This is a genomic window from Streptomyces sp. NPDC030820, assembly GCF_055572075.1.
This window is the reverse complement of the sequence record NZ_JBVIEB010000001.1, coordinates 128,644-147,352: the sequence shown is the minus strand read 5'-3', so window position 1 is coordinate 147,352 and position 18,709 is coordinate 128,644. Positions and strand designations below refer to the sequence as shown.

The window sequence follows — 18,709 nt, the reverse complement described above, 5'->3', positions numbered from 1 at the left end:
ACGGCAGGACGGGTGCCCGCGTACCGCGGATTCAGGCGCCCAGCGTCCGCGTCACCGTATAGATCAACAGTCCCGCCAGCGATCCCACCACCGTGCCATTGATCCGGATGAACTGCAGGTCACGGCCGATGTGCGCCTCGATCTTCCGGGTGGTGTGCTCGGCGTCCCAGCTCGCCACGGTATCCGTGATCAGCGAGGTGATCTCCCTGCGGTACGTCGTCACCACATGCACCGCCGCACCCTCGACCCAGCTGTCGACCTTCCCCTGCACCTTTGGCTCGGTCGCCATCCGCGCACCCAGCGACAACAGCGCGGACCGCACCCGCAGCCGCAGCTCGCTCCGCTCGTCCTCGGCCGCCGCCACCATCATGGCCCGTACGGCCGTCCACGCGGACGCGATCAGATCCTGCACCTCTCCCCGGCCCAGCACCTCACCCTTCAGCCGCTCCACCCGCGCCCGGGTGTCCGTGTCCGACTGCAGATCGGAGGCGAAGTCGGTGAGGAAACGGTCCAGCGCGCCACGCGCCGGGTGGGAGGGCATGTCCCGCATCTCGGTGACGAACCGCAGCAGCTCCTTGTAGACCCGCTCGCCGACCTTCCGGTCCACGAACCGCGGGGTCCAGCCGGGCGCTCCGCCCTCCACGGCCACCATCACGTCACCCCGGTGCAGCACCAGCCAGTCGTGCGCTCTGGCCACCACCAGGTCCACCGCCCGCCGGTGCCCGCCGTCGGCGACGATCCCCTCCAGCATCTTGCCGATGCCCGGCGCGACCTCCTGGGTGTTGGCCCGCCGGGTGATCGCCTCGCTCACGACCACCTGCACATCCCTGTCCCGCAGCACGGTCAGTGCACCGCGCAGCGCCGTGGCCAGCTCCGCCGTCACCCGGTCCGCGTGCTCCGGCTCGGCCAGCCACGCCCCCAGCCGGCTGCCGATGCCGACCGCGCGCAGCCGCTGCCGTACGACGTCCTGGGACAGGAAGTTCTCGCCGACGAACTCCCCGAGCGAGACGCCCAGCTGATCCTTCTTGTTCGGGATGATCGCGGTGTGCGGGATGGGCAGCCCCAGCGGGTGCCGGAACAGCGCGGTCACTGCGAACCAGTCCGCGAGCGCGCCCACCATGCCGGCCTCGGCGGCCGCCGCGACATAGGCCGCCCAGGGCCCGGCACCCTCGTGCGAGGCGAGCTTGGCCAGGACGTAGACCACCGCCACGACCAGCAGCATGCTCGTCGCCGTGAGCTTCATGCGCCGCACCCCGCGCCGGCGCTCCTCGTCGGCCGGGGTGAAGACAGTCATGGACTTGTACGACACACCCTGCGCCGGCGCCGCTTCCGTCTCGGTCGATTCCATCAGCTCCACCCGTTCAGCTCGGCCCGCTCGCTGATCCCGTCCGATGATCCGGTCCAGCGGTCCCGTCCGGTGATCCCGCACACAATTGTCCCTTCCTGACCGACTCCCGGAACGGAACAAGAGTTCCCGGCGTCTGTCAGAAAGGGGGTTTGGGCAGGGCCCTGACAGCTCTCCCCGGCCCATGACGCATCATGGGCTCATCAAGATCGGAGCCTCGGGCTCCCATCCCCGAGGAGAACAACACAAGCGTGACCAGACGTCGTGGTTATGCGGTATTGAGCGCGCTCGTCGCCCTCGTCCTGGCCGTGTCCGCCGCCATCTACCTCACCGTGGCGGCCGACGACGGCACCTCACGCGGCGCCCTCGTCGACGACCGCCCCCACCACGGCTCCTCCGTCGCCCCCGCCTCCACCGGCATCTGGGTCGGCGCCTGGTCCGCCTCCCCGGTGGGCGGCGAGCCCGGCACCGAGACCGACGGCCTCGCGGGCCGCTCCGTGCGCAACGTCGTCCACACCAGCACCGGCGGTACGAGCGCCCGGATCACGCTCTCCAACCTCTACGGCCACGAGCCGCTGACCATCACCCACGCCTCCATCGCGCTGTCCGCCGGCGACGGCACCGCCGCGGCCGACCCGGACTCCATGCGCCGCCTCACCTTCGACGGCGCCACCAGCGTGGTCATACCCGCAGGCGAACAGATCGCCAGCGACGCCGTACGCCTCACCGTCCCGCACGACAGCGACGTCCTGGTCACCACCTACTCCCCCACCCCCGCCGGCCCGGTCACCTACCACCCGCACGCCCGGCAGATCTCCTACGTCGCCACCGGCGACGCCACCGAGGACGCGACCGGCACCCCGTACACCCAACAGACGTCCTACTGGCGCTACTTGACGGCCCTGGACGTCCTGAGCAACGAGGCCGACGGCACCGTCGTCGTCTTCGGCGACTCCATCACCGACGGCATCACCTCCACCATCGGCGCCAACCACCGCTGGCCCGACCTCCTCGCCGGCCGGCTGCGCACCGCGCTGGAAGGCGGCCGGCAGGTGCCCCGCTACAGCGTCGTGAACGAGGGCATCAGCGGCAACCAGGTCCTCGCCGACGGACTCGGCCGGCCGGCCGAGAACCAGAGCGGCCTCGGCCGCTTCGCCCGCGACGCGCTCTCGCACCCGGACGTCAAGGTCGTCGTCATCGACCTCGGCGTCAACGACATCCTCCGCAACCCGCGACTCGCCGACCCGGACAAGATCCTCACCGGCCTGCGCACCCTGGTCCGCGAGGCCCACGCCCGCGGACTGAAGGTCGTCGGCGCCACACTGATGCCCTTCCAGGGCCACCGCGGCTGGACGGCGGCCCGCGAGGCGGTACGGCAGCGGGTCAACGCCGAGATCCGGTCCGGCCGGGTGTACGACGCCGTGGTCGACTTCGACAAGGCGCTCCGCGACCCGTACGACCCCCGGCGCCTGCGCCCCGACTACGACTCCGGCGACCACCTCCACCCCAGCGACCTGGGCTTCAGCAGGATGGCCAAGGTCTTCGACCTGAACACGCTCAAAGGCGCGGGGCAGGCGGAACTGTAGGTACGGGGCGAGGAACACGGACGGGATACTGGCTGGCATGACCCGCTTGATCCTCGCCACCCGCAACGCCGGAAAGATCACCGAGCTGAGGGCGATCCTCGCCGAGGCCGGACTCCGGCACGACCTGATCGGCGCCGACGCCTACCCCGACATCCCCGACGTCAAGGAAACCGGCGTCACCTTCGCCGAGAACGCCCTCCTCAAGGCCCACGCCCTCGCCCAGGCCACCGGCCTCCCCGCGGTCGCCGACGACTCCGGCCTCTGCGTCGACGTCCTGAACGGCGCCCCCGGCATCTTCTCCGCCCGCTGGGCCGGCCGCCACGGCGACGACAGGGCCAACCTGGACCTCCTGCTGGCCCAGCTGGCCGACATCGCGGACGAGCACCGGGGCGCCCACTTCGCCTGCGCGGCGGCGCTTGCCCTGCCGGACGGCCGGGAGCGGGTGGTCGAGGGCCGCCTGAGGGGCGTGCTCCGGCACGCGCCCGCCGGCACGAACGGCTTCGGCTACGACCCGATCCTCCAGCCGGAGGGCGAGACCCGAACCTGCGCCGAGCTGAGCCCGGAGGAGAAGAACGCGATCAGCCACCGGGGGAAGGCGTTCCGGGCACTGGTGCCGGTGGTGCGGGAGCTCCTGGGCTGAGAGCGGAAGAGGGGCCGCCCTGAACCGACGGCCCCTCACGTGTGCGGTCGGTGGGACTCGAACCCACACGGGATTTCTCCCACGGGCACCTAAAACCCGCGCGTATCGCCTATTTCGCCACGACCGCCTCAAAACGGACTATTTACTTGGTAGGCCGTTTTGCCTCGCCCAGTGTACGGGGCTGCGCCTTTCGCCGTGCGCCCCCTCGGCACCAGGTGCTGGTCGTCGCGTGGCAGTTGGGGCACAGCAGCCGCAGATTCTCGCGCCGGTCGTCGCTCCAGTCGCCGTTGATGTGGTCGATCTCCAGCGTCATCGACTGTCCGAACCACTCCGGCCCGACGCCGCACTCGGCGCACTCCTCCGGTACACCCACCTGGTAGAGCGCGCGGCGCAGCAGGTGGGTACGCGTCCGGCGTCGGCCGTGGTGTTTGACCAGGATGTCCTCGGGGCGCCTGATGCGGTCCGTGTGGGTCTTGCCTCGTTGGTGCGCCTGCCCCAGGAAGTGCGCGGTCGAGATGCCCTCTTCGGCGATCCACTCACGCAGCAGCGCGCGCTGCGTGCCGGTGTCGGGGCGCCCAAGGCGGCGCAGCGTCTCTGCGATGGAGATCGACTCGCCGACCGCTTGGCGCAATTCCTCGGGAGCGGGGCGGCTTGGCTTACCAGAGTCGGAGAAGTGCGAGATGTCGATCCCGAAGTGGGCGAATCGCCGCACGAGGTAGCGACGCACCTTGCCGTCCGGGCTGGTGCCGAAGAAGGCGATGACCTCGTCCGGGCTCGCGCACTGCTCGGCGGCCTCGGCCAACCGCTCACGCGTGTACTGCACGCCGCTGCTCATAGGGCGCCGCCCCGAGAACGGCCCTTGCCGCGCCCTCGGTAATTGTCCGTGGTCGAGTGGCAGTTGGGGCACAGGAAGCGGAGGTTCTCGATGCGGTTGCTACGCCAGTTGCCGTCGATGTGATCGACCTCCAGCGGGAGCGGACGGCCCCGCCACTCCGGCTCTGTACCACAGCGAGCACAGCGCTCCGGCACGCCTACGGCCGTCATCGCCCACTTGAGCCTGTCGTTCGGAATGCGCCGGGCCTGGCCGACCGGTTGCTCGACGAGCAGGGCCTCCGGTGTTCGGGCGCGCCAGGGTTTCCCTCGCCGCGTCGGCAACTGGAAGTGCGAGGTGTCGATTCCGTACGCCTTGATCTTGCGGCTGATGTGCGTGTGATGGCCGCCCACGACCTCCAGGCCGAGCCGGCGCAGCACCTCGCACATGTTCGTGGAGGCGGCCACGGCCCGCTCAAGCACCTCCCTCGTCCACTTCACCCCCTCCCGCTCGAAGTGGGAGACGTCCACGCAGTGTTTCTTCATCCGCTCCCAGACATACCGCCGCGTCGAACTCCTCGGATCCACCCCCAACCTCTCCAGCGCCTCCGACAACGTCCGCGCCCCGCGAGCCGCTTCTTCCAGCCGCTCCTTGGTGTACGCGCTGGCCCTCATCGAGCCCCCTCCGTTCCGGGCGTGCGTTCGCTGCCCGTACGGAGTAACGAACTGGTTATCGGACAGTCACGCACGGAAACGGGAAAGCGGCCCGCACCGGAATGTCCCGGTGCGGGCCGCCAGCAGTGGGGGCAGACGTCCTCAGATCCCCAGATCCTTGATGATCTTGGCCACGTGGCCGGTGGCCCGGACGTTGTAGAGGGCCTTTTCGACCTTGCCCTCCTCGTCCACCACGATCGTGGAGCGGATGACGCCCATGTAGGTCTTGCCGTAGTTCTTCTTCTCGCCGTAGGCGCCGTAGGCCTCGGTGACCTGCTTGTCGGGGTCGGCCAGGAGCGTGACCTTCAGGGACTCCTTCTCGCGGAACTTCGCCAGCTTCTCCGGGGTGTCGGGGCTGATGCCGAGCACGTCGTAGCCGGCAGAGGCCAGGACGTCCAGGTTGTCGGTGAAGTCGCAGGCCTGCTTGGTGCAGCCGGGGGTCAGGGCGGCCGGGTAGAAGTAGACGATGACCTTGCGGCCCTTGTGGGCGGACAGGGAGACCTCGTTGCCGTCGGCGTCGGGGAGGGTGAAGGCGGGGGCCACGTCCCCCGGCTGGAGTCGCTCGCTCATCGGACCAGCGTAACCGGGGGGCCTTGCGGTGCGCCGGGAGGAGAAGCTGACAGACTGTCCGGGACAGCATCACAGACTTCGGAGGCCGTACGGTGGCGGACACGTCGGACACCAGAACCCCGGCGCAGATCGAGGCGGACATCAAGCGCCGCCGCGAAGTGCTGGCCGAGACGCTCGACGAGATCGGGGTGCGGGTGCATCCGCAGACGATCATCGGGGATGCCAAGGCCAAGGTCGCCGCCAATCTCGATCACACGGTCGGGCGGGCTTATGTCCAGGTCAACCGGGTGGTCAGCGAGGTGCGGGCGCAGTTCGTCGATGACGAGGGCGGGCTGCGGGCGGCGCGGGTCGTGCCGGTCGCGCTGCTCGCCGTCGGTGTCGTGGGGCTGCTCGCCGTGGGCCGCAAGCGGCGCAAGCGCTGACCCGGGCTCGGACGAGCAAGGCGAAGGCAGGTAGGTTCGAGGCGTGAGCGCCAACAGAAACCAGCACAGCACCCCCCATCACGACAAGCTGCCCATCCGGATGCTGCACGACCGGGTTCTGGTCAAGCAGGAGACCGGTGAGGGCGAGCGGCGGTCCGGGGGCGGCATTCTGATTCCCGCCACCGCGGCGGTCGGGCGGCGGCTGGCCTGGGCCGAGGTCGTCGCGGTCGGGCAGAACGTACGGACCGTGGAGCCGGGTGACCGGGTCCTGTTCGATCCGGAGGACCGCGCCGAGGTCGAGGTGCGGGGTGTGGCGTACGTGCTCATGCGCGAGCGTGATCTGCACGCCGTGGCCGCGGACCGTTTCGAGGGGTCGGAGGACTCCACGGGTCTGTATCTGTAGTCCCGCAGTAGTCCCGCAGCGCGGACGGGCAAGGGGCCGGTGAGCAGTGTCACCGGCCCCTTTCGCACGTCGTCGGCATGGTGCGCGGGCACGCGTCAGACGGCGGGGTCCCCGCCTCCGGTGCCGACGGTCGTGCCTGTCGTACCGCCGCCATCGGTTCCGCCGCCGGTGGTCGTGCCGCCTCCGGTGGTCCCTCCGTCGGTCGTGCCACCGCCCGTCGTGTTGCCGCCGTTGGTCGTGCCGCCGCCCGTGGTGTCTCCGCCGGTGGTGTTGGTGCCGCCCGTGGTGGTGCCACCGGTGGTGCCGGTGCCGCCGGTGGTGGTCGTACCGCCGTTGGTCGGGGTGCCGACGGTGCCGCTGCCGGTCGGGCTGGTGGTCGCACCGCCGCCCGGCGGGGTGCCGGTGGTGCCGCCGTTGTTCTGGTCACCGGTCGTGCCCGGCTGGGCCGAGCCGGTGGCGATGGGCGGCTGCGGCTGGTCGGCGCCCTGCTCCAGATGGAGGTCGAAGGCGGAGGCCGACGTGTTCTTCAGCGCGTCCGCCGTGTACTGGGCCCAGATCTGGGTCGGTGCGCCGCCACCGTTGATACGGGCCTGGCCGAGGGCGCCGTACAGGGGCATGTGCTTGGCCGTCACCGGGTCCTGGCCCATGACCGAGACCACCGTGGCCAGGTCGGGGGTGTAACCGGCGAACCAGGCGGCGGTGTCGTTCTCGGCGGTACCGGTCTTGCCGGCCGCCGGGCGGCCCGCGGCCTGTGCGGCGGTGGCGGTGCCGTTGTCGACCACGCTCTGCAGGACGGACGTGGTGGTGTCGGCGGCCTCGCGGGTGACGGCCTGCTTGACCGACTGCTCGGGCAGCTTGACCTCGTCCGTGCCGTCCTTGGTGATCTTCTCGACGAGCGTGTACGTGCCGTGCTTGCCGTGGTTGGCGAGCGTGGCGTAGCTCTCCGCCATGTCCAGCACGCTGGCGGTGGCGGTGCCGAGGGCGATCGACGGGTACGGCTGGAGGTCCGGGGTGTCGGAGGGGATGCCGAGGTCGATCGCGGTCTGCTTGACCTTGGACGGGCCGACGTCGACGGCCATCTGCGCGTAGACGGCGTTCACGGACAGGTCGGTCGCCTTGGTGACGGTGATCTGGCCGTACGACTTCTGGTCCTCGTTCTGCGGGGCGTAGGCGCCGCCGCTCCAGCCCTGCACGGGGCGTTCGTTGGTGCCGTCGTACATGGTGTTCGGGGTGATGGGGCGGCCGTCCTGGGTGGTCGAGCCGTTCTGCACCGCGGAGGTGAACACGAACGGCTTGAACGTGGAGCCCACCTGGAAGTCACCGCGGGTCGCGCCGTTGGTGTACTGCTTCACGTAGTCGATGCCGCCGTACATCGCGACGACCTTGCCGGTCTTCGGGTCGACGGAGGCGCCGCCCGCGCGGACGTACCTGTCCACCTTGTTGTTCTTCTTGTCCAGCTTGGCGATCAGCTGGTCGTTGACCGCCTTGACGAAGGCGTTCTGCCGGTTCTTCTGGATGGTGGTGGTGATGCGGTAGCCGCCGGTCGCGAGCTGGTCGTCGGTGAGGATGTTGTTGGTGGTCAGGTAGTGCTTGACCGCCTCGACGAGATAGCCGCGCTGGCCGGACATGCCCGTGGAGACGGTCTGCTCCTTCGGCATCGGGAACTTCATCCCGGCGCGCTTGGACTGGCTGAGCCAGCCCTTCTTGACCATGCCGTCCAGGACGTAGTTCCAGCGGGCGACGGCCGCGGCCTTGTTCTCGGGGTGGGCGACGACGTCGTACTCGCTGGGCGCGTTGACGAGCGCGGCGAGGTAGGCGGCGCGGGCCGGGTCGAGGTTCTGGGCGTCCACGCCGTAGTAGGCCTGGGCGGCGGACTGGATGCCGTAGGCGTTGCGGCCGAAGTAGCTGGTGTTGAGGTAGCCCTCGAGGATCTCGTCCTTGGACTTGTTGCGGTCCAGCTTGATCGAGATGAAGAACTCCTTGGCCTTGCGGGTGACCGTCTGCTCCTGGCCCAGGTAGTAGTTCTTCACGTACTGCTGGGTGATCGTCGAGCCGGACTGCTTGCCCTTGCCGGTCGCCGTGTTCCAGGCGGCGCGGAGCATCGCCTTGGGGTCGATGGCCGACTCGGTGTAGAAGTCGCGGTCCTCGGCGGCCAGTACGGCGTGCTGGGCGTCCTTGGAGACCTGGGCGAGGCTGACGTTCTCCCGGTTGATCTGGCCGTCGCGGGCCAGCTGGGAGCCGTCGGCGTAGAGGTAGACGTTGGCCTGCTTGGTGGCGAGGGCGTTGGCCGGGGGGATGTTCACGAGCGAGTAGCCGAGGAAGAAGAGCCCCACGAGCAGCAGGATGCCCATGACGAAGGTGCCGAGCACCATGCGCCAGGTGGGGATGATCCGCCGCCACCCGGTCCGCTTGGGCCGCTTGGGCTTCTTGCCGTTGCCTCCGGCGGACTGACCGTCGCCGGGGGTGGGGGCGGGGGTGTTGGTGCCGGGGGTGGCTGCCCGGGCCGCGCCTGCGGCGCCCGCCGGGCCGGAGGGGGATGCCTGGGCGGCGCGGGGGGCGGTGTTGGGGCCGGTCGTACGAGGGTTGCGCCCGGCGGCGTCCGGTCCGGTCGCCCGGGGCGTACGCTCGCCGGCCGGAGAGGCGGCCGCCGTCCTGGCGGGGTCGCCCGGCTCGGCCGCTCGGGGTGCGTTGACCCGCCGGAGCACCTGGGTGGTCTCGGGCGCGGGCGCCTCACCGGAGCCCTGAGCCGCCCCGGCAGCAGGCGCCGTGACGCGCCGCAGCACCTGCGTGCTCTCGGCGGACTGCCCCTGCTCGGAGCCGGCCCGCGCCGCCGGGACCTGCGGCTTCCCGGAGTCGGTACGGGGGCGCTGGGAGCCCTGGGATGCGCTGGAGGCGCCGGTGGCGCTGGAGTCCGAGGCGTTTGAGCCTTGAGATACGGCGGAGGCCGCTGAGCCTTGGGAAGCGTTGGAGGCACCTGCGGCCTGGGACGCGCTGGAAGCACCGGACGCCGAGGTGGCACCAGCTGCCGAACCATCCGAAGCCAGGCCCTCACGAGCCGCCGAGTCGCCGCCGGACGCCGACGCGCCCCGGTCTGCCGCGCCCGTACCGGAGCCCGCGACGTCGCGAGCCCCCGAACCATCAGCACCACGGGAGACCGCGCCGGACGCGGAGCCCCCACGAGCCACCGAGGCACCCCGGTCCACCGAGCCCGCACCGAAGCCCGAGCCCCTGCCGGAACCCGAGGCCTCACCGGACGCCGAGCCTCCACGCACCGCCGAGCCCGCGCCGGAGGCCGAGAGCCCGCCGGAAGCCAAAGCCCCACCAGAGCCGGAAGCCCCACCGGAACCCGAGGCCTCACCGGACGCCGAGCCTCCACCGGTCGCCAAGCCTCCACGGGCCGCCGAACCCCCGCCAGCGCCCGAAGCCCCACCGGACGCCGAAAGCCCGCCGAAAGCCAAAGCCCCACCAGAGCCGGAAGCCCCACCGGAACCCGAGGCCTCACCGGTCGCCGAGCCTCCACGGGGCGCCGAACCCCCGCCAGTGCCCGAAGCCCCACCGGACGCCGTGTCCCCCTTGGACGCAGGCGCCCCCTGCTGTTCCGTCCGGCCGCCGCGGGCCGCCTGGCGGGCCCGGGCCATGGAGGCCGTCCGGTCCAGGGCCGAGCGGTCCGCCGGAGACGACGAGCCCGCCGCAGTCGACGAGCCCCCCGGAGTAGAGCGGCCCTGGGAGGCCGTACGGTCACCGGTTCGGCCGAGCCCGGTCTCCCGGACCTGATCACCCTGCCCAGCCGTGCCACCCTGCCCAGCCTGACCAGCCCGGTCAGCCTGCCGGGACTGCGCGCCCCGGTCGGCCGTACCACCCGTCTCGGCCCGCGCGGACTCCGCCGTACCCGCCGTACCTGCCGAACCCCGCGTCTCCCGGGCCTCTGCCCGCCGGCCGGCCCCCTCGGACTGCGCCGTACCCGGCGTCCCGCCGGACACTGACCGTCGGCCGGCCCCCTCGGACTGTGCCGTACCCGGCGTCTCGCCGGACACTGACCGTCGGCCGGCACCCTCGGGCTGTGCCTGTGCTCCGGGCCGCTCGGGCTCGGGCTCCCCGGGCCGCTTTCTCGGCGGCATGCCTTCGTTCGGCTGCTGCGGCTGCGGCTCGTCGCTCATTCGTGCACGGACTCCTGTTTCGCGTCGTACGTTCCCGTACGCCTCGTACGCTCTTCTGCGCCCCCAGTTTGAAGACTCTCGCACCTGGCGTTCCGTTCCCGGATTCCAGCACGCTTCGGGCACGAAATTGCGTGGCCGGACGCCGGGCTCCGGGACTAGGCTCCTGCGCTTCGGTGTCGAGCGGTCCCGGGAGGTGGACTGGCGTGGGCGCGGGACGGTTGTACGTGGCCGTCGCGGCGGGGGGATTCAGACGGTACGCGACGTATCGGGCCGCCACTGCGGCAGGGGTGTTCACCAACACCGTCTTCGGGCTGATCCTCGTCTATACGTATCGGGCGCTGTGGGACGAGCGGCCGCACCTCGGCGGGTGGGATCAGGCGCAGGTCGTGACGTATGTGTGGCTGGGGCAGGCGTTCTTGTCGACGCTCGCGATCGGCGGCGGTGGCGTCGAGAACGAGTTGATGGAACGCATCCGTACGGGGGACGTGGCGATCGACCTCTACCGGCCCGCCGATCTGCAGATGTGGTGGCTCGCCACCGACCTCGGCCGGGCGTTTTTTCAGTTGGTGGGGCGGGGGGTCGTTCCCTTTGTCTTCGGTGCCCTGTGTTTCCCGGTGTACCTGCCGCCCGACGTGGGCACCTGGGTCGCCTTCTTCGTCGCCGTGCTGCTGGCGATGCTCGTCGGGTTCGGCATCCGGTACCTGGTGGCGCTCAGCACGTTCTGGTTCCTGGACGGCACGGGTGTGACGCAGATGTCATGGCTGGTCGGCTACTTCTGCTCGGGCATGCTGCTGCCGCTGAACATCTTCCCGGGGGCGCTCGGCGAGGTCGTACGGGCGCTGCCGTGGTCCGCGCTGTTGCAGGCGCCGGCGCAGATCCTGCTGGGGCATGCGGATCCGCTGGGCACGTATGTGTTCCAGGGGGCGTGGGCGGTGGTCCTGCTGGGTGGGGGGCGGCTGGTGCAGTCGGCGGCGACGCGCAGGGTGGTGGTCCAGGGTGGATGAGATCGACACCGGCCGGGTGCGGGAGGGGGTGCGGGCGTATCTGATGATCGCCGGGATGTGGATCAGGTCCACGATGGCCTATCGCGCCTCGTTCGTGATGACCACGTTCGGCAACTTCTCGGCGACCCTCCTCGACTTCGTCGGGATCATGCTGATGTTCTCGCGGGTGGACGCGCTGGGCGGCTGGTCGCTGCCCGAGGTGGCCTTCCTGTACGGGCTGTCCGGGGCGGCCTTCGGCCTTGCCGACCTGGTGATCGGGTCGATGGAGCGGCTGGGGCGGCGGGTGCGCGACGGCACGCTGGACACGCTGCTGGTGCGTCCGGCGCCGGTGCTGGCCCAGGTGGCGGCCGATCAGTTCGCGCTGCGCAGGCTGGGCCGGGTGGTGCAGGGCCTGCTGGTGCTGACCTGGGCGGTGGCCCGGCTGGACATCGACTGGACGCCGCTGAAGCTGCTGCTGATGCCGGTGATGGTGGTGAGCGGCTGCGGGATCTTCTGCGCGGTGTTCGTGGCCGGGTCGGCCTTCCAGTTCCTGGCGCAGGACGCCTCGGAGGTGCAGAACGCCTTCACCTACGGCGGTACGACGCTGCTGCAGTATCCGCCGACGGTGTTCGCGAAGGAGCTGGTGCGCGGGGTGACGTTCGTGCTGCCGCTGGCCTTCGTCAACTGGCTGCCCGCGACCTATGTGCTGGGGCGGCCGTATCCGCTGGGGCTGCCCGAGTGGCTGGCGTTCGCTCCGCCGCTGGTGGCGGTGGGGTGCTGCGCGCTGGCGGGGCTGGCCTGGCGGGCGGGACTTCGTTCGTATCGGAGTACAGGGAGCTAGCACGGTGGCGGACAGCGATTTCATCTCACCGGAGAAGGATTTCATCTCACTGGAGGGGGTCGAGAAGGTCTTCGAGGTGCGCAGGAAGACCGGGTTCCTGAAACGGGAGCGGCGCGAGGTGCGGGCGGTGGACTCGCTCTCGTTCGGCGTGGCGCGCGGGGAGATGGTCGGGTACATCGGGCCGAACGGCGCCGGGAAGTCGACCACGATCAAGATGCTGACGGGGATTCTGACGCCGAGTGCGGGCAGGTTGCGGGTGGCGGGCATCGATCCGTCGCGGGAGCGGCGGCGCCTCGCGCACCGGATCGGGGTGGTGTTCGGGCAGCGCACGACCTTGTGGTGGGACCTGCCGCTGATCGACTCCTACCGGCTTGCGCACCGCATGTACCGGATCCCGGAGGTCCGTTACCGCGAGAACCTGGACCGGTGCGTCGAACTGCTGGAGCTGGAGTCCCTGTTGGACGTGCCGGTACGGCAGCTCTCGCTCGGGCAGCGGATGCGCGGGGACATCGCGGCGGCCCTGCTGCACGACCCGGAGGTGCTGTACCTGGACGAGCCGACGATCGGGCTGGATGTCGTGTCGAAGGCGAAAGTCCGTGGTTTCCTGCGGGAGTTGAACGCCGAGCGGGGCACGACCGTGCTGCTGACCACGCACGACCTGCAGGACATCGAGCAGTTGTGCTCTCGGGTGATGGTGATCGACCACGGCCGGCTGATGTACGACGGCCCGCTCGCGGGGCTGCACGAGGCCGGGGAGAGCGAGCGGACGCTGGTGGTGGACCTGGAGCGGGAACTGCCGCCGGTCGAGGTGCCGTCGGCGCGGGTGGTACGGGTGGAGGGGCCGCGGCAGTGGCTGGCGTTCCCGGCGGGGCAGTCGGCGGCGCCGCTCGTCGCGTATCTCGCGGCGGAGTATCCGCTGGTGGACCTGTCGGTGCGGGAGCCGGACATCGAGGCGGTCATCGCCAAGATGTACGCGGAGAAGGCGGTCTCGTAGGCTTCTGTCATGACCGACGACGCAAGTCCGGACCTCCGGGCGTCCGACAGCGACCGTGAACGGGTCGCCGAGGTCCTGCGGGACGCTCTGGCCGAGGGCCGGCTCGACATGGCGGAGTTCGAGGAGCGGCTGGAGGCGACGTACAAGGCGCGTACGTACGGCGAGCTGGCGCCGCTGACCCGTGATCTGCCGGCGGCCGGTACGGTGACGGCGCCCGTCCCCGTCTCCTTCAGCAAGGAACCGGCGGAGAGCGGGAGTTGGGCGGGCCGGATCGTCGGCGGCGAGGGGTCCTCGGCGGGTGCGGTCGCCATCATGTCCGGCTTCCAGCGCAAGGGCCGCTGGACGGTGCCGAAGCGGTTCAACTGCTTCGCGTTCTGGGGCGGCGGCGAGATCGACCTGCGGGAGGCGGACTTCGCGGACCGCGAGGTCGAGATCAACTGCGTGGCGATCATGGGCGGTGTGCAGGTCATCGTGCCGCCGGGGGTCGAGGTCGTGGTCCGCGGCATCGGCATCATGGGCGGCTTCGACCACCCCAGGGACGACGGCCCGCCGGAGCGGGGTGCTCCGCGCGTGATCATCGGTGGCCTCGCGTTCTGGGGCGGGGTGGACGTGACCCGCAAGCTCACCCGCGCGGAGCGGCTCCGCCTCAAGGAGCAGCGCCGTCAGGAGAGGCTGGAGCACAGGGAGTCCCGGCACGAGCTGCACCGGGAACGGCGCGAGGAGCGGCGCGAGGCGCGGGAGCGGCGTCGGGGGTACTGAGCGCCGTATCGATCCGGCCCGTGCCCCTGGGTTACTTCGTGCAGACCTTGGTCAGTTCGCCGGCCGCGTCCGTGACCGGGCCCAGGTCCGGCGTCCTGTCGCCGTTCCTGATGGCCGTACGGACGTTCCCCACGGCCTTCCGCAGATCGTCGACCGCCTTGTTGACGTCGGCGTTGTCGGTCTTGTCGCCGATCTTGTCGAGGTTCTTCTCGATGGAGTTCAGGGAGTCGTCCGCCTGGGTGGGATCGTTCGCGGCGTTCTCCACGGCCTGCTGCAGATCCGTGACGCTGTCGGCGATGGAGTCGGCGGTCTGCACGCAGTCCAGGGCCTTGTTCACGGCGTCGCAGCCGGTGGTGAGGCCGGTTCCGAGCACGGCGAGCGCCACGGCGGCGACTGCGGTGCGACGGCGTCGGCGTGGGCTGACGGCCATGGTGGTGTTTCCCTCCCCTGGTGAGGCTGTCCGTACCTAGGACGCCGAGGAGGGCGCGCGGGTTGCCCGCGCGCCCTCGTTGGTTCGATGGTTCGATCCGCCCTTTACTTCGCGAGCGTGGCGTCGAGGGCCGCGCGCTGGTGGGCGGTGAGCTCGGCGCAGCCGGTGACGGCGAGGTCGAGCAGGGCGTCGAGTTCCTCGCGGGCGAAGGGCTCGGCCTCGGCGGTGCCCTGGACCTCGACGAAGCGGCCGTCGCCGGTGCAGACGACGTTCATGTCGGTCTCGGCGCGCACGTCCTCCTCGTAGCAGAGGTCGAGGAGGGGGACGCCGCCGACGATGCCGACCGAGACGGCGCTCACGGTTCCCGTCAGCGGCTGGCGGCCGGCCTTGATCAGCTTCTTGCCCTGGGCCCAGGCGACGGCGTCGGCGAGGGCGACGTACGCGCCGGTGATCGCGGCGGTGCGGGTGCCGCCGTCGGCCTGGAGGACGTCGCAGTCGAGGACGATGGTGTTCTCGCCGAGCGCCTTGTAGTCGATGACGGCGCGCAGGGAGCGGCCGATGAGCCGGGAGATCTCGTGGGTACGGCCGCCGATCTTGCCCTTGACGGACTCGCGGTCGCCGCGGGTGTTGGTGGCGCGGGGCAGCATGGCGTACTCCGCGGTGACCCAGCCCTCGCCGCTGCCCTTGCGCCAGCGCGGGACTCCTTCGGTCACGGAGGCGGTGCAGAACACCTTGGTGTCGCCGAAGGAGACGAGGACGGAGCCCTCGGCGTGCTTGCTCCAGCCGCGTTCGATGGTGACCGGGCGGAGCTGTTGGGGGGTACGGCCGTCGATGCGAGACATGGCAAGGAGCCTAGCCGTACGTGACGAAGGGGCTCCTCCGGCATCGGGAAGAGCCCCTTTCCGGTGAGCCCGTCGGCTCACATCATGTCTTCGATCTCCGCGGCGATCGGGTCGGCGTCGGTGCCGACGACGACCTGGATGGCCGTGCCCATCTTGACGACGCCGTGGGCGCCGGCGGCCTTCAGGGCGGCCTCGTCGACCAGGGAGGGGTCGGACACCTCGGTGCGCAGCCGGGTGATGCAGCCCTCGATCTCCTCGATGTTGTCGATCCCGCCGAGGCCGGCGACGATCTTCTCAGCCTTGCTGGCCATGTTCCTTCTCCCTGATCCGAACCGCTTTGTCGCAGTAACCCACAGTTGGCCCATCTTCGCGAGCGGTCATGCCGTGCGTGCCGAATGATGGCGATCACGACAGCGGAACCGTCCGCCAACTGGTCTACACCACAGGAGGTACGGTCGCCAAACCGCGTCCGAGTCGAGTGGCCGGGAGGACGCCATGAGCGCCGAGAGCGCGCCCGCCGACAGCACGGCCGGCCCGGCGCGGGAACGCTGGAACCGGCTGTTCCAGGGCCTGCAGAAGATGGGCCGCAGTCTGCAGCTGCCGATCGCGGTGCTGCCGGCGGCGGGCATCATCAACCGGCTGGGCCAGCCGGACGTGTTCGGCAAGGACGGACTGGGCTGGACGAACGTCTCGAAGGTCATGGCGGGCGCGGGCGGCGCCCTGCTCGACGGCTCGATCGGGCTTCCGCTGCTGTTCTGCGTGGGCGTGGCGATCGGCATGGCGAAGAAGGCGGACGGCTCGACGGCGCTGGCCGCGGTGACGGGCTTCCTCGTCTATTACGGCGTACTGCACCAGTTCCCCGAGTCCTGCCCCGGCGGTTCCAAGGCGATTCCGCAGGTCGGCTGTCAGGTGACCGTCGGCGCGGGCACGGGTTCGGTGACGCCCTTCACCTTCCAGAACCCGGGCGTCTTCGGCGGCATCGTGCTGGGCCTGCTGTCCGCCTTCTTCTGGGCCCGCTTCCACCGCACCAGACTGGTGGACTGGCTGGGCTTCTTCAACGGCCGGCGGCTGGTGCCGATCATCATGGCGTTCGTCGCCATCGTCTTCGCGGCGCTGTGCCTGTGGATCTGGCCGCCGATCGGATCCGGACTGGAGGGCTTCAGCAAGTGGCTGCGGGACGCGGGCTCCTGGGGTGCGGGGATCTTCGGCGTCGCCAACCGGGCGCTGCTCGTCGTCGGCCTGCACCAGTTCCTGAACGTGCCCATCTGGTTCCAGTTCGGCAGCTACACCAAGCCCGACGGCACGGTGGTGCACGGCGACATCAACATGTTCCTCCAGGGCGATCCGCACGCGGGCCAGTTCACCTCGGGCTTCTTCCCGATCATGATGTTCGCGCTGCCGGCCGCCGCGCTGGCCATCACGCACTGCGCCAGGCCCGGCCGCCGCAAGGAGGTCGGCGGCTTGATGCTGTCGGTGGCGCTGACGTCGTTCGTGACCGGCATCACCGAGCCGATCGAGTACTCGTTCATGTTCATCGCGCCGCTGCTGTACGCCGTCCACGCACTGCTGACCGGTGTCTCGATGGCGGTGACCTGGGCGCTCGGGGTGCACGACGGGTTCAGCTTCTCGGCCGGCCTGATCGACTACGTCATCAACTGGCATCTGGCGACGAAACCGTTGCTGATCATCCCGATCGGCCTGTGCTTCGCGGCGGTGTACTACGCCGTCTTCCGGTTCGCGATCACGAAATTCGACCTGCGGACACCGGGCCGTGAGCCCGAGGACGAGGTCGAGGACATCACCAAGGCGTGACTCCTTAGCACATCGGCACGGCGCGTAGCGATCCGGTAGCGGATTTCGTGGTTCCTTATCCCGCCTTCATCTGCTACAACAGGTCTACACCACTGAGTGGTGTAGACCACCACCGATGGAGGAACCAACCATGAGCACCGCCACCGCGACGGCGGCTCCCGCAAAGACGCGGGGATCCGGCCTGTTCCAGGGCCTGCAGAAGGTCGGCCGCAGCCTGCAGCTCCCCATCGCCGTACTGCCGGCGGCGGGCATCCTGCTGCGTCTGGGCCAGCAGGACATCCATGACAAGCTGCACCTGCCCGACAAGGTCACGGCGGTGTTCGCCACGGCCGGTGGCGCCATCTTCGACAACCTGCCGATGCTGTTCTGCATCGGTGTCGCGATCGGCTTCGCCAAGAAGGCGGACGGCTCGACGGCGCTGGCCGCGCTGGTCGGCTTCCTGGTCTACAGCAATGTGCTGAAGGCGTTCCCGGTCACCGAGGCCAAGATACAGAAGGGCGCGGACATAGCCGCGACCTACAACAACCCCGGTGTCCTCGGCGGCATCCTGATGGGTCTGCTGGCCGCCGTGCTGTGGCAGCGCTACCACCGCAAGAAGCTGGTCGACTGGCTCGGCTTCTTCAACGGCCGCCGGCTGGTGCCGATCATCATGGCCTTCGTCGGCACCGGCATGGGTGTCTTCTTCGGCCTCATCTGGAAGCCCATCGGTGAGGGCATCTCCAACGCCGGCGAGTGGATCACCGGTCTCGGCGCGGCGGGCGCGGGTCTGTTCGGTCTGGTCAACCGCGCGCTGATCCCGGTCGGCATGCACCAGTTCGTCAACACCGTCTCGTGGTTCCAGATCGGCGACTACAAGAACTCCGCCGGCCAGGTCGTGCACGGCGACCTGAACCGCTTCTTCGCCGGTGACCCGCACGCCGGTATGTTCATGTCCGGCTTCTTCCCGATCATGATGTTCGGCCTGCCGGCCGCCGCGATCGCCATCGCGCACGCCGCCCGCCCCGAGCGCCGCAAGGCCGTCCTCGGCATGATGGTCTCCCTCGCGCTGACCTCCTTCGTCACCGGTGTCACCGAGCCGATCGAGTTCTCGTTCCTGTTCATCGCGCCGCTGCTGTACGCGATCCACGCGGTGCTGACGGCCCTGTCCATGGCGATCACCTGGGCGCTCGGCGTCCACGCGGGCTTCACCTTCTCCGCGGGCTTCATCGACTACGCGCTCAACTGGAACCTGGCGACCAAGCCCTGGCTCATCATCCCGATCGGTCTGGTCTTCGCGGCGATCTACTACACGGTCTTCCGCTTCGCGATCATCAGGTTCAACCTCCCCACCCCGGGCCGCGAGCCCGAGGAGGAGGTCGAGGACATCACCAAGGCCTGACGGCGACGACATGACGAAGGCCC

At 70.1% G+C, this 18,709-nt stretch carries 18 protein-coding genes and 1 tRNA gene; 10 read left to right on the top strand and 9 right to left on the bottom strand.

Annotated features, from left to right (window positions below; all coding sequences use genetic code 11):
- Positions 1-31 precede the first annotated feature (31 nt).
- The gene (locus ACZ418_RS00650) at positions 32-1,348 is read right to left on the bottom strand and encodes a DUF445 domain-containing protein (RefSeq protein ID WP_468354750.1); all 1,317 of its coding nucleotides are present in this window, start codon (positions 1,346-1,348) and stop codon (positions 32-34) included.
- A gap of 248 nt (positions 1,349-1,596) precedes the next feature.
- On the opposite strand from ACZ418_RS00650, the gene ACZ418_RS00645 reads away from it, so the two are divergent.
- Positions 1,597-2,931 (top strand): SGNH/GDSL hydrolase family protein, encoded by a 1,335-nt coding sequence (locus ACZ418_RS00645; RefSeq protein ID WP_468354747.1) that lies wholly within the window; start codon positions 1,597-1,599, stop codon positions 2,929-2,931.
- 37 nt (positions 2,932-2,968) lie between these two features.
- On the top strand, positions 2,969-3,571 hold the full coding sequence (gene rdgB / locus ACZ418_RS00640) for an RdgB/HAM1 family non-canonical purine NTP pyrophosphatase (protein ID WP_468354744.1): 603 nt from the start codon (positions 2,969-2,971) through the stop codon (positions 3,569-3,571).
- Positions 3,572-3,613: 42 nt separating this feature from the next.
- Here the strand turns inward: rdgB and ACZ418_RS00635 are convergent.
- The 4 genes from ACZ418_RS00635 to bcp all read right to left on the bottom strand — a co-directional run bounded on the left by ACZ418_RS00635 (position 3,614) and on the right by bcp (position 5,665).
- Positions 3,614-3,698, bottom strand: a tRNA-Leu gene (locus ACZ418_RS00635).
- A gap of 15 nt (positions 3,699-3,713) precedes the next feature.
- Positions 3,714-4,406: an HNH endonuclease gene (locus tag ACZ418_RS00630; RefSeq protein WP_468354741.1), complete on the bottom strand. Its 693-nt coding sequence runs from the start codon at positions 4,404-4,406 to the stop codon at positions 3,714-3,716.
- On the bottom strand, positions 4,403-5,056 hold the full coding sequence (locus ACZ418_RS00625) for an HNH endonuclease signature motif containing protein (RefSeq protein WP_468354738.1): 654 nt from the start codon (positions 5,054-5,056) through the stop codon (positions 4,403-4,405). The genes ACZ418_RS00630 and ACZ418_RS00625 overlap by 4 nt, the downstream gene beginning before the upstream one ends.
- A gap of 141 nt (positions 5,057-5,197) precedes the next feature.
- On the bottom strand, positions 5,198-5,665 hold the full coding sequence (bcp, locus tag ACZ418_RS00620; protein WP_468354736.1) for a thioredoxin-dependent thiol peroxidase: 468 nt from the start codon (positions 5,663-5,665) through the stop codon (positions 5,198-5,200).
- A gap of 92 nt (positions 5,666-5,757) precedes the next feature.
- Between bcp and ACZ418_RS00615 the strand changes: the two genes are divergently transcribed.
- Positions 5,758-6,087: a DUF3618 domain-containing protein gene (locus ACZ418_RS00615; protein WP_468354733.1), complete on the top strand. Its 330-nt coding sequence runs from the start codon at positions 5,758-5,760 to the stop codon at positions 6,085-6,087.
- A 43-nt stretch (positions 6,088-6,130) separates the two neighbouring features.
- On the top strand, positions 6,131-6,490 hold the full coding sequence (locus tag ACZ418_RS00610) for a GroES family chaperonin (RefSeq protein WP_031159553.1): 360 nt from the start codon (positions 6,131-6,133) through the stop codon (positions 6,488-6,490).
- A 95-nt stretch (positions 6,491-6,585) separates the two neighbouring features.
- On the opposite strand, the gene ACZ418_RS00605 is transcribed toward ACZ418_RS00610, so the two are convergent.
- Positions 6,586-9,273, bottom strand: a complete 2,688-nt coding sequence (locus ACZ418_RS00605) for a transglycosylase domain-containing protein (protein WP_468354730.1) — start codon at positions 9,271-9,273, stop codon at positions 6,586-6,588.
- A 1,577-nt stretch (positions 9,274-10,850) separates the two neighbouring features.
- Between ACZ418_RS00605 and ACZ418_RS00600 the strand changes: the two genes are divergently transcribed.
- Genes ACZ418_RS00600 through ACZ418_RS00585 form a run of 4 tightly spaced genes read left to right on the top strand, consistent with a single transcriptional unit; the run spans position 10,851 to position 14,224 of the window.
- Positions 10,851-11,651 carry an ABC transporter permease gene (locus ACZ418_RS00600; protein WP_468354727.1) on the top strand — a complete coding sequence of 267 codons (801 nt, stop codon included), beginning with the start codon at positions 10,851-10,853 and terminating at the stop codon, positions 11,649-11,651.
- Positions 11,652-11,694: 43 nt separating this feature from the next.
- Positions 11,695-12,471, top strand: a complete 777-nt coding sequence (locus ACZ418_RS00595) for an ABC transporter permease (RefSeq protein ID WP_468356824.1) — start codon at positions 11,695-11,697, stop codon at positions 12,469-12,471.
- Between the two features lie 4 nt (positions 12,472-12,475).
- Entirely contained in the window at positions 12,476-13,465 is a 990-nt protein-coding gene (locus ACZ418_RS00590; RefSeq protein WP_468354725.1) for an ABC transporter ATP-binding protein, read from the top strand.
- Positions 13,466-13,474: 9 nt separating this feature from the next.
- Positions 13,475-14,224, top strand: coding sequence for a DUF1707 SHOCT-like domain-containing protein (locus tag ACZ418_RS00585; protein WP_468354722.1), 750 nt, complete (start codon positions 13,475-13,477; stop codon positions 14,222-14,224).
- 31 nt (positions 14,225-14,255) lie between these two features.
- Here the strand turns inward: ACZ418_RS00585 and ACZ418_RS00580 are convergent, their stop codons facing one another.
- The 3 genes from ACZ418_RS00580 to ACZ418_RS00570 form a co-directional block, all read right to left on the bottom strand.
- A complete protein-coding gene (locus ACZ418_RS00580) occupies positions 14,256-14,654 on the bottom strand; it encodes a hypothetical protein (RefSeq protein WP_468354719.1) in 399 nt (132 codons plus the stop codon).
- A gap of 104 nt (positions 14,655-14,758) precedes the next feature.
- The gene (rph, locus tag ACZ418_RS00575; RefSeq protein WP_468354716.1) at positions 14,759-15,496 is read right to left on the bottom strand and encodes a ribonuclease PH; all 738 of its coding nucleotides are present in this window, start codon (positions 15,494-15,496) and stop codon (positions 14,759-14,761) included.
- Positions 15,497-15,573: 77 nt separating this feature from the next.
- Positions 15,574-15,807, bottom strand: coding sequence for a PTS sugar transporter subunit IIB (locus ACZ418_RS00570; protein ID WP_468354713.1), 234 nt, complete (start codon positions 15,805-15,807; stop codon positions 15,574-15,576).
- 184 nt (positions 15,808-15,991) lie between these two features.
- Here ACZ418_RS00570 and ACZ418_RS00565 point away from each other — a divergent pair, with 184 nt between their 5' ends.
- Complete coding sequence (locus tag ACZ418_RS00565) at positions 15,992-17,308, top strand: PTS transporter subunit EIIC (RefSeq protein ID WP_468354710.1); 1,317 nt, start codon at positions 15,992-15,994, stop codon at positions 17,306-17,308.
- 130 nt (positions 17,309-17,438) lie between these two features.
- Positions 17,439-18,686 (top strand): PTS transporter subunit EIIC, encoded by a 1,248-nt coding sequence (locus tag ACZ418_RS00560; protein WP_468354707.1) that lies wholly within the window; start codon positions 17,439-17,441, stop codon positions 18,684-18,686.
- Positions 18,687-18,709 lie beyond the last annotated feature (23 nt).